The sequence below is a fragment of the Serratia bockelmannii genome, assembly GCF_051803255.1.
Classification (GTDB): domain Bacteria; phylum Pseudomonadota; class Gammaproteobacteria; order Enterobacterales; family Enterobacteriaceae; genus Serratia; species Serratia bockelmannii.
Genome location: NZ_CP196512.1, coordinates 4,341,706 through 4,354,262, shown reverse-complemented (window position 1 = coordinate 4,354,262; position 12,557 = coordinate 4,341,706). Strand labels below are relative to the sequence as shown.

Annotated in this window: 14 protein-coding genes; 13 read left to right on the top strand and 1 reads right to left on the bottom strand. The window is 55.3% G+C overall.

The features are described 5' to 3' along the window. The first annotated feature begins 747 nt into the window (after positions 1-747). From ACSJLU_RS20735 to ACSJLU_RS20685, 11 genes are all read left to right on the top strand, one after another. Positions 748-1,239: a fimbrial protein gene (locus tag ACSJLU_RS20735; RefSeq protein ID WP_049208784.1), complete on the top strand. Its 492-nt coding sequence runs from the start codon at positions 748-750 to the stop codon at positions 1,237-1,239. Between the two features lie 133 nt (positions 1,240-1,372). After that, on the top strand, positions 1,373-1,885 hold the full coding sequence (locus tag ACSJLU_RS20730; RefSeq protein ID WP_197837559.1) for a fimbrial protein: 513 nt from the start codon (positions 1,373-1,375) through the stop codon (positions 1,883-1,885). Between the two features lie 99 nt (positions 1,886-1,984). Continuing rightward, a complete protein-coding gene (locus ACSJLU_RS20725; RefSeq protein ID WP_025304211.1) occupies positions 1,985-2,659 on the top strand; it encodes a fimbrial biogenesis chaperone in 675 nt (224 codons plus the stop codon). Positions 2,660-2,706: 47 nt separating this feature from the next. After that, a complete protein-coding gene (locus ACSJLU_RS20720; protein ID WP_025304210.1) occupies positions 2,707-5,235 on the top strand; it encodes a fimbria/pilus outer membrane usher protein in 2,529 nt (842 codons plus the stop codon). A 10-nt stretch (positions 5,236-5,245) separates the two neighbouring features. Beyond that, on the top strand, positions 5,246-6,166 hold the full coding sequence (locus tag ACSJLU_RS20715) for a fimbrial protein (protein WP_080271271.1): 921 nt from the start codon (positions 5,246-5,248) through the stop codon (positions 6,164-6,166). Between the two features lie 11 nt (positions 6,167-6,177). Then, entirely contained in the window at positions 6,178-6,711 is a 534-nt protein-coding gene (locus ACSJLU_RS20710; protein ID WP_197826615.1) for a fimbrial protein, read from the top strand. Positions 6,712-6,751: 40 nt separating this feature from the next. After that, complete coding sequence (locus ACSJLU_RS20705; protein ID WP_197826614.1) at positions 6,752-7,291, top strand: fimbrial protein; 540 nt, start codon at positions 6,752-6,754, stop codon at positions 7,289-7,291. Between the two features lie 348 nt (positions 7,292-7,639). Then, complete coding sequence (relB, locus tag ACSJLU_RS20700) at positions 7,640-8,035, top strand: type II toxin-antitoxin system RelB family antitoxin (RefSeq protein WP_380826986.1); 396 nt, start codon at positions 7,640-7,642, stop codon at positions 8,033-8,035. Next, positions 8,032-8,370: a hypothetical protein gene (locus tag ACSJLU_RS20695; RefSeq protein WP_380826988.1), complete on the top strand. Its 339-nt coding sequence runs from the start codon at positions 8,032-8,034 to the stop codon at positions 8,368-8,370. Before relB ends, ACSJLU_RS20695 begins: the two co-directional genes overlap by 4 nt. 396 nt (positions 8,371-8,766) lie before the next feature. Continuing rightward, the gene (gene speB, locus ACSJLU_RS20690; RefSeq protein ID WP_004937606.1) at positions 8,767-9,687 is read left to right on the top strand and encodes an agmatinase; all 921 of its coding nucleotides are present in this window, start codon (positions 8,767-8,769) and stop codon (positions 9,685-9,687) included. A 335-nt stretch (positions 9,688-10,022) separates the two neighbouring features. Then, on the top strand, positions 10,023-10,175 hold the full coding sequence (locus tag ACSJLU_RS20685; protein ID WP_004937610.1) for a Hok/Gef family protein: 153 nt from the start codon (positions 10,023-10,025) through the stop codon (positions 10,173-10,175). Between the two features lie 110 nt (positions 10,176-10,285). On the opposite strand, the gene ACSJLU_RS20680 is transcribed toward ACSJLU_RS20685, so the two are convergent. Further along, positions 10,286-11,527 carry an MFS transporter gene (locus tag ACSJLU_RS20680; RefSeq protein WP_380826990.1) on the bottom strand — a complete coding sequence of 414 codons (1,242 nt, stop codon included), beginning with the start codon at positions 11,525-11,527 and terminating at the stop codon, positions 10,286-10,288. Between the two features lie 398 nt (positions 11,528-11,925). Here ACSJLU_RS20680 and ACSJLU_RS20675 point away from each other — a divergent pair, with 398 nt between their 5' ends. Together ACSJLU_RS20675 and ACSJLU_RS20670 are read left to right on the top strand one after the other, a co-directional pair. Continuing rightward, positions 11,926-12,243 (top strand): non-heme iron oxygenase ferredoxin subunit, encoded by a 318-nt coding sequence (locus tag ACSJLU_RS20675; RefSeq protein ID WP_004937614.1) that lies wholly within the window; start codon positions 11,926-11,928, stop codon positions 12,241-12,243. Between the two features lie 2 nt (positions 12,244-12,245). Next, complete coding sequence (locus tag ACSJLU_RS20670; protein WP_004937617.1) at positions 12,246-12,554, top strand: recombinase-like helix-turn-helix domain-containing protein; 309 nt, start codon at positions 12,246-12,248, stop codon at positions 12,552-12,554. The last annotated feature ends 3 nt before the right edge of the window (positions 12,555-12,557 follow it).

The window sequence follows — 12,557 nt, the reverse complement described above, 5'->3', positions numbered from 1 at the left end:
ATGGCGTGTAGGTTGCAGACAGCTATGCTGCCGTTCGAACGGCGGCGCAGAGCGTACCGGGCTTTTGCCGCCCTGATACCACGCCTAACTCTGCAGCAGTGAGCTCAACGCGTTACGAAAAGTCTGTTTTCTTTCATCTTTTTTATTGAAGTTATCCTTCCAATAAATTCACTTCCTAAATACAAGAAATCTCTGAAATTAACCTTTTCATTCACAAATTAGATTTTTAAATTAAAAAATATAATCAATATTAGTTATTGGTATTCATTATAAATACGATAATTGATCAGTTTATCTTTCATTATTTGTTGTACTTGTGATGGTTTTAATTTTTTAATTCATTATGCATATGGTTTAGTCTTTTTGTGAGCGATGCTAATCTCCTTGTTTTATAGTGAGTTGTATTTTTTCTATATTTAGGTGTTCCTGTTGATAGGGCATGATTCTGATTTTTTAAAAAAGTAAATTCGTTAATTATGATGTGCGGTCCTGTTTTCTGTTCATTTTTTATTTTTGGTTGAATTCATTTTTTAAAATGTCTTAGTATCCTTGGTGGGCTTCTGAGTACTAATGACATTCCTTAGGTTTTATAATGATGACTTCATGCATGGCGCCCATATTATCGTGCGTGATGCATAATATATTGCCATCGGTAATAGCGATGCGCAGTAAGCGTGGTGTTCACGCCACGATCAATTATGTATATCGACATATAACTTAGTGGTTTAAATAATATAAGGGACTTATATGAAAAAGTATCTGGTAGCTTCCGCACTGGCCTGTGCGGCGATCTCTTCCTCGGCGTTTGCCGCTGATGGCGTGATTAACTTCACCGGTAAAATCATCGATAACGCCTGTGTGGTTAACCCGACGCTGAACGTGCAGATGGGGGATGTGGCGGCGGCGGCGTTTAAGAATGTGGGAGATGAATCCGGTGCCCGGAAATTTGATCTGGAGCTGAAAGATTGCCCGGCTAACCTGAGCAGTGCCAAAGTGACCCTGGACGGCGCGGCGGACGACAACAACACTGAGCTGTTCAAACTGAATGACGGCGGTGCAACTGGCCTGGCGCTGCGTATTGCTGCGCCAGGTGAAAGGATGGGGCCGGGCAGCACCAAGGAATTCAAGCTGTATGAGGGTGACAATGTATTGACATTCGAGGCGGCTTATAAATCAACGGATAAAGTCACCGCCGGTGATGCTAACACGACTATTCAATTCAGCGTTGCGTATAACTAATTTTCTATCCGGCGTTAATTTACCGGTGAAACACGTTTTCGCCGGTAATTCGTTAAATTCTCATCGGGCGGAAGGCTTTTGCGGGTGAGGAGTGGGGTATTTGAAAAACAAAAATGTGTTTTAGGGGACTTCGATGAAAAAGTATCTGGTTGCTTCTATGCTGGCGTGTACGGCGCTCTGCTCCTCTGCGTTTGCTGCCGATGGTGTGATTAACGTTACTGGAAAAATTGTTGATAACGCTTGTGTGGTGAGCCCAACTCTGGATGTGCGTCTGGGGGACGCGGCTGCGGCTGATTTTGAACACGTGGGAGATTGGGGTTATGCAACAGCGTTCTTCTTGGAGCTTAAAGATTGTCCGGCAAATACCAAGGTGGCTACTGTACAGCTGGATGGCGAGGCAGATTCCAACAATAAAAATCTATTCCAACTTATCTCTGGCGGCGCCACTGGTATAGCCTTAGAACTTATTGCAATAAGTGAGAGTGGTTGGGGAAAACAATCGATTGTACCTGGTGGTACTTCGGAGAAATTTTCGCTGAATGAGGGTGAGAATCGCCTGTCTTTTGCGGCACGCTACAGATCAACAGATAAAGTCACCGCCGGTGCGGCTAACGCCACTATACAATTCAGCGTTTTGTATAACTAATCTATCTGACTTGGCTTTATTGATCGACGGAATACGCATTCTGTGGCGGTAACTTGTTAATAGAACGACTTAATCACAACATCAAGGGAATGCACAATAATGAAGGCTGTCTATTTGGCGCTGTGCGCCGCGCTGTTAATCAATAGTTTTCAGGCTGCTGCTGGCGTGGTGATCGGCGGCACCCGGTTGGTGTATCCCGGCGGCAAGAAAGAAGCGACCATCACGGTAAAAAATCCGGACGACATCCCTTACTTAGTGCAATCGTGGGTCAATGCGGATCTGGAAGGCAACGTCAAGGCGCCGTTCCTGGTCACGCCGCCGCTGTTTCGCCTGAACGGTGGCAAAGAGAATACGCTGCGGGTGGTGAAAACCGCCCAGCCGCTGCCGGAGGATCGCGAGTCGGTATTCTGGTTCAGCGTCAAAACGGTGCCACCGGAGGCGGAAGGCAAAGGCAACCACCTGCAAATCGCGGTGCGTACCCGCATCAAACTGTTCTATCGCCCGGCGTCGCTGCCCGGCTCGCCGGAAGAGGCGGCCGGGAAAGTGCGCTGGGAGCGCAGCGGCAACACGCTGAAAGCGATCAATGATTCCCCCTACTACCTGAGTTTCTCTACGGTCTCGGTCGCCGGTGAAAAAATCAAGGAGCCGCAGATGGTGGCGCCGTTCGCCACGCTGGCCTATACCCTGCCGCCTTCAGCCACCGGCAAACAGGTGAGCTGGCAGGTGATCAACGACTACGGCGGCCTGAGCGCTCAGCACCAACAAGCGTTGTGATGGCTCGGTTGATAGCCAGGGGCGCGGTGTGAACAGGGATGTGAAACATGAACAGCAAAACAGCGCGCTGCCTATCTGGGCGGCGCAGCGAATATCGGCTGACGCCGTTGGCCTGGCAACTTGCCGGCCTGCTGATGTACAGCGGCGTAGCGCAGGCGGAATACCGTTTTAGCTCGGCTTTATTGCAGATAGGCAATACGCCGCAAACCGAAGTGGATCTGGCGCTGTTCACCGATGAGGAGAAACAGCCGCCGGGGGAGTATCGCGTTGATCTGTTCCTCAACGAGCAGCGGCTGGATACCCGCACGCTGGCCTTTTCTCTGCAGCCGGACGAACAGGGCAAAGAACGTCTGGTGCCTTGTCTGAAATGGGAAGATCTGCAGGGCTTTGGCGTGGATCTGGCCGCCTTTCCCGCGCTGCAACCCTCCGATGCGTGCATCAACTTGCCGCAGGCCATTCCCGGCGCCCGAACGGAACTGCTGTTCGAGCAACAGCAGTTGAAGCTGAGCATCCCGCAGGCGGCGTTAAAACGCCAGGCGCGCGGCTATGTGCCGCCGGAGCAGTGGGACAGCGGCATTCCTGCATTGCTGAGCAACTATACCCTGCGTGGGGCGCACGATCGCAGCCGGCAGAGGGGCGGCAATGAAAGCAGCTATTTCGTCAACCTGCGCAACGGCGCCAACTGGGGCGCCTGGCGGTTGCGGCATGACGGCGTGTGGAACCGGAACGGTCAGGGAGAGGCGCACTGGCGCACGTTGAACAGCTATGTACAGCGAGACATCACCCCGCTGAACGGGCTGTTGACGCTGGGCGATGCCACTACGCCGGGCGATATCTTCGATTCGCTGCCGCTGCGCGGCGTACAGCTGGTCTCGGTGGAAGAGATGTACCCGGACAGCCTGCGCGGCTACTCGCCGGTGGTGCGCGGCATCGCCAAAAGCAATGCGGAGGTGATCATTCGCCAGAACGGCGTGGTGGTCGATCAGCGCTATGTGCCGCCGGGCGCCTTTGAAATCAGCGATCTGTATGCGGTTTCCGGCAGCGGCGATCTGGATGTCACCATCAAGGAAAGCGACGGTACGGAACAGCGCCTGCTGGTGCCGTTTGCCTCGCTGCCGGTGCTGCAGCGCGAAGGGCGGCTCAGCTACGGCCTGGCCGCCGGGCAATACCGTGCGCAGGACGCGAGCGCCGATGACGAGAAGTTTATGCAGGGCACGCTGATCTACGGCCTGCCGCTCGGCGCCACGCTGTATGGCGGTGGCCAATGGGCCAATCGTTACCGTTCGCTGGCGCTGGGCGTGGGGCAAAACCTGGGCCGCGCCGGCGCGTTGTCGCTGGATATGACGCAAAGCTGGGCCCGGCGGCCGGAGGAGGCCGTTCAGGGGGACGATCGGCAGGGCAACATGTGGCGCCTGCGCTATGAAAAAAGCTTCCCGCTCACCGGCACCCAGCTGAGCCTGGCCGGTTATCGCCATGCCAGCGAAGGCTACACCACGTTGCAACAGGCGATGCAACCCCGCGATAGGACAAGCAACAGCGCGACCCGCAGCCGTAGAGAACTTTCGCTGCAGCAGGGATTGGGGCCGCTGCCAGGCTCACTGTTCTTGAGCCTGGCGGAAGATCGGCGCTGGGGGGAACAAGGCAAGCGCCAGTCCGTCAGCCTGGGCTACAACGGCAGCATCAAAGGGGTGAGCTATGGCCTTAACTACAGTCAGAACCAGAGCTATCAGGCTCAGACCGATCGCGTCGTGGCGCTGAATGTCAGCATTCCACTGAACCTGTGGGCACACAACACCTGGGCCGGTTATGGCATCAGCAATAGCAACAACGGCAAAACGTTGCAGACGCTGGGGCTGAACGGCACCGCGCTGGAAGGCGACAACCTGAACTGGGGGATAACCGGCGGCTATGGCAATCAGGGCGAAGGCGAGAATGGCAATCTGACGCTGGGTTATCGCGGCAGCAAGGCGCTGCTCGGCGCCGGGCTGAGCCACGACGGCCAGCGCCAGCGGCTGAATTACGACGTTCAGGGCGGGGTGTTGCTGCATGCCGGCGGGGTGACGCTGTCGCAACCGCTTAACGATACGGTGGCGCTGGTGCGCGCGCCGGGTGCCGGCGGGGTCAGCGTGGTGAATCAGGTGGGGGTGAAAACCGATAGCCGCGGCTATGCGGTGGTGCCTTACCTCTCCGCCTATCGCCAGAACGCGATTGCACTGGATCCGACCACCCTCGCGGACGACGTGGAGCTGGGGCTGACCAGCCAGACGGTGATCCCGACCCGCGGCGCGGTGGTGCTGGCGGATTATCAAACCAAGGTCGGTGCACGGATGATGATGACGCTGACGCGCGCCGACGGCCGGCCGGTGCCGTTTGGTGCGATCGCCACGCTGGCAGGCGCAGGCGGTGACGGCAGCATCGTCGGCGACGGCGGGCAGCTGTTCCTGGCCGGCATGCCGGCCAACGGCATGCTGCACGTGCAGTGGGGCAAACAACCGGACCAGCAATGCCAGGTCGTCTACGGCCTGCCGGAAACGGCCGGCCCGGAGATCCCAGAGATAGCGGCCGAGTGCCGTTAAGGAGCAAAGGATGAAAGCGGGAGTATGGATGCTCGGCCTGTGCGGGCTGTGGGCGGCGGGCGGCGCCTGGGGAGCGGAATGCCTGCCGGCCGGCAACCCGGAACGGCTGCTGTTCGACATTCCGCCGCAGACGCTGCAACGCGATCTGCCGGTCGGCAGCGTGGTGTGGCAGGGCACGCGCCAGGTGCAGCAGGCCGCGTCGCTGGCGCCCTGCGCGGAGGCGAAGGACGCCCGGCTGAATCTGCAGGGCGGCGACAGTGGGTTGAAAAGCGGCAACAGCGCGGTCTACGGCACCACGATTAGCGGGCTGGGCTATGCGCTGGATACCGATGCCGCTTTCAGAGATGGCTGGCCGGCGAGCGGCGCCATTGCCGCCGGAAAACGGCAAATCAGCCTGCGGCTGGTGGTGACCGGGCCGCTGGTCTCCGGCGTGTTGACGACGGAAACGCTGGCTCGGCGCACGGTTAATGGGCTGCCGGTGCTGGATATCGCCCTGCAAAAACCGGTCGCTATTACCCGGTTGGCCTGCGAGCTGCAGGGCGGCCGCCATCGCACGGTGGCATTGGGCGAGGTGGCGCGCAGCGATTTTCGCGGCGTGGGCAGCACGCGCGGCGAGCAGCCGTTCCTGCTGGATCTGGCCTGCGACGCCGGCGCCCGGGTCAATGTTCAGTTCGACGGCATCGCCGCAGGCGGCGACGCGCCCGGAGTGCTGGCGTTGACCCACCCCGAAGCGCAGGAGAGCGCGCGTGGTGTGGGGGTGCAGCTGCTCTACCGCGGCGCGCCGCTGGCGCTGGGGGAACGGCTGGCGCTGGAAACCGCCCCACAGGGGCTGCGCAGCTACCCGTTCAGCGCCCGTTATTACCAAACGCAACCGCAGATCGCCGCCGGCGAGGCCAACGCGGTGGCGACCTTTAGCCTCACCTACCAATAAGGATGAAGATAATGATGAGAAAAATAGCACTGCCCTTGACGCTGCTCGGCGCCGCCATGCTGGCACCGCCGCTGCAGGCGGCGGATGGGAATATTAATGTGACTGGTCAGGTACGGGAAGGAACGTGCCGGGTAGACGATGAGTCCAAGAGTATCATCGTAGATTTTGGTACACGGCTGGGTAATTCTATATCGGGTTTCGCTTCCTCGTCAGAAGAGAAGACGATTAAATTATGGGACTGCCCTGTGGATTCTGTGCGTATTAAATTTGAAGGTAATGCTTCATCTTATGATGGACGGTATTTTGTACCGGACAATCATGATCAGCCTGGCGCAGCGAGTAATGTAGCGTTTTATATATATGACAATAAGAATTATCAATATGTTAGACCTAATGAATATTTACAAGCGACTGGACTAAAAACAGGAGTGGGGAGTAGAAGTGATATTCTATTTGGTATTGCAGTTACTCGCCTGGAGAAAAATAAAGTTATTACAGTTGGGAAGGCTAATGTCAATATCCAGCTTTCTGTTGCATATAACTAATTTATTCTAGATGGTGTAACTACACTGTAAGGGGGCTATAATGAAAAAAGTAATTTACGGTTTGTTGTTAAGCTGCTTCGGAGCAGTATTCTCTGCCTGGGCTTCAGATGCTACATTAAAAGCTGAGGCAACATTTATTCATGCTAGTTGTAATTTGACAGGCGAGAGTAAAACAATGACCGTACCATTAGGGAATGTTCACCGGAATGATGTTATTCATTCATCATATGTTTATCCAACTTTATATTTTAAGCTTAAGGCTACTGGATGTCCGACAGATGGTAGTGCTCGTGTTGGTATTCGCTTTGATGGTTCTGGGTTGAATTCTATATATGGACAATATTTTTATTTAGATAAGGAATCCACGGCGAAGGGAGTTCATATCGTCATAGGTACCTATGATGAATCTGGGTATTTTAACCGAATAGGCCCTGGGGAGGAAAGGGCTGGATTTGTCCCTGACTCTTTAGGTGAGGCTACGTTAGGGTTTTATACGGGGTATTATACTTCGGGATCCAATAGGGATATTGTTCCTGGTAGCGCTAATGCTACCGTGCAGATTAGTCTTGTCTATAGGTAGGTAACGTGGAGTTAGGGGGGAGAGGTTTAAATCCATCAATATGTAGGGGTTATGGTGCTGGGTTTAAGTGTTACTTACTGTTTTTCTGAGCGATAAAGTGACGCCCTGTACGGCCAGTCTGACTACCCAAACTGACTTGTATTACCAGTGAGTTACCCGGCCCGATGGCGTAAAAACTGTCGGGCTGATGTTATTGATAGCAAAGTAAAACTACCTAAAATAATTCGCGCCACAGCGCGGCGGCAACGGAGCGAGTTGCCAGACGCCTACTCCAGTAAGTGACTGGGGGAGGGGGGGCAGAACAGGCTATTCTGGTTAAAACTTCAGCAGCATAAGGAGTCAGGCACAATGATAACCAAGCTGTCCCTCATCGTGTCAGAATTTGAGACGCAAGAGAGGGTAGATAGTTACGACAGTTGGTTTCGCGCCAAAGTACAGGCGGCATTGGACGAGCCACGTCCTGGTATCCCACATGATGAAGCGATGGCAGAGATCATTGATTATATTGACCAATATAACCCAGCTGCGAGTAGAAAGTTGCACAGCCAAATTGTACATGCTTCGAGAATCTGCCTCAGCACCCTTATCTTTATCGCTTTGGCAGGGGGACTGGTTCACGGGAAATTATTATTCACCCTAACTATATTATTATTTACCATGTCAATGAGTTGTAAATGGAGATTTTACGTGTGCTACATACTCACCGGGAATATCCTTAAGTCATACAAAGAGAGATCAAAATGAAAAATACTGTAATTGGTATGTTTGCTCTGTTAGGTTTCACGGGGCCAGTCGTTGCAGCCTGCCAAGACGGAAATACAGTGGTGACTAAATCAGGATACTATGCCGCGCTCAACGCTGAGTCTTATAGAAAAATGACCTCTATTATCGAATCTGGAAATACATCGGAATTATCTCCTTTATTATCAGAGCATTCTGTCATTGCACTTCCTGCCGGCATTGAGGTTTCTATCACTGATAGAAGGAAAGGATTCCAGCAATATCGAAAACACATAACTATCCCTAATAAACCTGGTGCTTATTGGGTGCCTGATGCGGCATTGAACGAGATTGAGTAAACGCCTGATGTCTCTTCAATAGAAATCGTTGACCCGATTCGTTCTTGCCGACTAGGCGTGAGCCGGAAAAACATAAACGCATGTCTGTTTCAACAGCGCAAAGCTGTAGTCGCTACAGGGATGGGAGTCTGGAGTGGTCCGCGAACAACGTCACCATTTTATGGTCCCTGCATAAAGTGGAGAACTGCGCAAGCAGCGTTCCGCATCTGTTCTTGGGCACGAAGCTATGCCCCCTTGAAGCATGAACAAAATGCGGCCATAATCTGCCGTATCGGTAGCACCGAAACACACATCGAACAAATCCCTTTCTCGTCGGGCTAACGACGCGGGAGGGATTTTTTTTTGTCACGGCCCGGCGTCTGCGCCCGGCAACTTGTTGAACTACGAGGGTTTACTATGAGCACCTTAGGCCATCAGTCCGATAATTCATTAGTGTCCAACGCCTTTGGTTTCCTGCGCTTTCCGCTGAACTTCATGCCTTACGACAGCGATGCAGAGTGGGTCATCACCGGCATTCCGTTTGACATGGCGACCTCCGGTCGCGCCGGCGGCCGCCATGGCCCGGCGGCCATCCGTCAGGTGTCCACCAACCTGGCCTGGGAAGGCAACCGTTGGCCGTGGAGCTTCGATCTGCGCGATCGCCTGAACGTGGTTGACTGCGGCGACATCGTGTTCAACTTCGGCGATGCGCAGGACATGAGCGACAAGCTGCAGGCGCACGCGGAGAAACTGCTGAAAGCCGGTAAGCGCATGCTCTCGTTCGGCGGCGACCACTTTGTCACCCTGCCGCTGCTGCGTGCGCACGCCAAGCATTTCGGCAAGCTGGCGCTGGTGCACTTCGACGCCCATACCGATACCTACGCCAACGGCAGCAAGTTCGACCACGGCACCATGTTCTACCATGCGCCGAACGAAGGCCTGATCGACCCGCATCATTCGGTGCAGATCGGCATTCGCACCGAGTTCGATCACGACAACGGCTTTACCGTGCTGGACGCCGCGCAGGTGAACGATCGCAGCGTGGACGACCTGCTGACCCAGATCAAGGGCATCGTCGGCGATATGCCGGTGTACCTGACCTTCGACATCGACTGCCTGGATCCGGCGTTCGCACCGGGCACCGGCACGCCGGTGATCGGCGGCTTGACCTCCGATCGCGCGCTGAAACTGGTGCGCGGCATGCAGTCGCTGAACATCGTCGGCATGGACGTAGTGGAAGTGGCGCCGGCGTATGACCAGTCCGAGATCACCGCGCTGGCCGCGGCGACGTTGGGTCTGGAGATGCTGTACCTGCAGGCGGCCAAGAAACACGCCTGACGCTTGGCCACGCCTCGTTGAAAAAGCGGCTCCCATCGTATGGGGGCCGCTTTTTTTATTTCATTTTTCGCCATCCATGCGGCGATTTTCAGTCTGTTGCAACGCCTTTGCGCAATTTTGCGCAGAAATGAAACGGAGTCAGTAAAAAGGAATCGGGATAACGGGGAGGATGAATATACTGCGCGCGGGTGCTCTGGATCTTTGTATCTAGAGCCTGCGTGAAAGGTACAAAGAGAAAAGCCCCGAGTCGATATCCATCAACCCGAGGCCTACTCTAACGCCAGCAACGTTAAGTTAGCCTCTTACCCGCCGCGAGGCAAGGAGAAGAAGGCATGATGCCGAACAAACGGAGCCTGTTAAAACTGGTGGTTATTTGTGCCACGGTAATATCACTGGCATGGATAACCCGTAGCACGCTGTGCGAGCTGCGTATCCGATCGGGCACTACGGAGGTTGCGGCCATTTTGGCTTACGAATCCGAACGGTAAGGTAACCCGGCGACGGGGGGTGTCCCCCGTCTGCTGGTTGTTGGCGTCCAGATCCATGAGCACCCTCTCAACGCTTTCGGTTTGCCGCCGTAGAACACGGTGAAACGGATTTATGCCCGCTTCACCTGGCGAGCCAGCAACATGCGGCTAAACAGCGCGCCGCCCGCCAGCAGCGTCAGCAGCTGTGAGGCAATCAGTACCGCAAAGCCCGAAGACACCTTGCCCTGGCTGGCCATCACCATGCCCATCGCCATCGGCACAAACGCCGAGAACAGATTGCCGATGCCGTTGATCAGCCCATAGGCGCTGCCGACCGCCTCCGGCCGCGCATAATGCTGCAGCAGAGTGGGGATTGCCGCGCCCTGTGCGCCCCAACAGGCGTTGGCCGCCAGCAGGAAGAAGGCGATCCAGCCAAGCTGATGACTGTTCATTACGCCATAGATGCACAGTGCGGTCGCCGCGCCGCCAAAGACGAAGATCAGTGGCGCCTGATAGGGGCGGATACGATCGAGCAGCACGCCGCCGAGGTATTTTGAGGCGATGCTGACGATGAAAGGCAGTGCGGCCATCCATCCCATCTGCTTGATGGAGAATCCTTTTTCATCAGTCAGGTAAGCCGGCAGCCAGGTGCTGGATCCCCACAGGTAGCTGAGCGTGGCGATCTCGATCAGCAGGATCCAACCGAGCATCGGTGTGCGCCAGGCCAGCGCGAAGGTGTGCCAGACGCGGCTCAACACCGGCTGAGGATCGGCGGGGCGTGAAGATGAGGGTAAGGCGAGCGGATGAACGAACAGCCGCACCAGCGCCAGGCCCAACAGCAGGTTGAGCAGTGCCAGCAGGTGAAACGACATCGCCCACCCGAAGTGCGCCATCAGAAAACTCACCAGCGGAAAGCCGATCACCAGCCCCAACGAGACGCCCAGCGCGCTGACCGCGTTGGGTTTGCCACGCTCGTCGGCGGCGAAATGATCGCTGATGTACATGGTCTTCAGCGAGAACAGCGGCCCTTCGCTGACGCCAAGCAGCGCGCGCACCGCGCACAGCAACAGCAGCGATCCCGCCAGCGGCGACGCGGCGGTGAGCAGCGCCCACAGCACGACGCTCAGCGTCAGCGCGCGGCGGTAACCCATCAGCGTTTCTAGAAACGGCGTCAGCAACATGGCGGACAGGCCGTAACCGAGTAAAAACACCGTCATCAGCGTGCCCTGATGGGCGCGGTCACCGCCGAGTTGAAAGTGTTGCAGGAAGTCGGGATTGACCAACATCACGGCGATATTAACCCGATCCGCATAGGCGATAACGATCAGAAACAGCAGGGCGATCACCCCAAACCAGCGTTGACGTTGTTGCACGGCGCGTTCCTCAGTGCGAGCGGTTGACGAATTCAGGCAGCAGTAAACTCGCCCGCGGAGGCCATTACGCGTAAACGCGGGGGACGAGGCTGATTAATGTAAATTAATTGTTATTAAATTGAGTGTAAAAGACAGTGAGAAAACACTTTTACGCGCAATGCGCCGCCGGGATCAACGCATTTTTTGCCATAAATTAGCGGAAGAGCGCACAACTGACATAGGTTTTTCATATCCGTGCATGATTTCGTGATCCCTCCCGCATTTGTCATTTTTAAACAACCTTTCATTAACATTTGCCGTTCCGCTCGCTTGACGAAAGTTTCGCCAGACTTATAGTGGCTGTATTAAATAAGAAACTGAGTTTCATATATGAAACAATCAGATAGAGGATAAAAGCAATGAGCTGGAAGAATGTGTGCGAAGTGTCTCAGGTGAAAGAAGATTTTCCTTTCTCCGGCAAAGTGGAAGGAAAAGAGATCGGGGTGTACCTGCTCGACGGTAACTACTACGCGCTGGAAGACGTCTGCCCGCATGCTTATGCCTTGCTCAGCCAGGGGTTTGTAGACGACGGCAAGGTTGAGTGCCCGCTGCACGAAGCGCTGTTTGACGTGCGCACCGGCCAGTGCCTGCGCGAGCCAGGCGGCCGCGATCTGCAAACCTATCCCACCCGGGTGGTCGACAACCAAATCCAGATCACCTTTATCGCGGAGGAGTAATCATGCAGCACATCACCGATTTCAATCCCTGGCTGCCGGACACCCAACAGGTGACGCCGGCCCGCGAAGGCGGCAACGGCCAAATCCATCAGCCGGGCCAGTTCCGCAATGTCATCTGGCAAAACCGCGCCCGGGTGCCGGACGGTTTCGAAACCGCGCTGGTGGCGGCGCTGGAAACGATCTTCGATCAGGGGGCGGAAGAGCTGGAGCAGATCGTCAGCGCGTTGAATCAGCGCCGCCTGTTCGATCGCAGCGGCCAACCGTGGAATGAGGCGACGTTCCGCGAATTCCTTCACGTTAACGGTTTCTGAGCC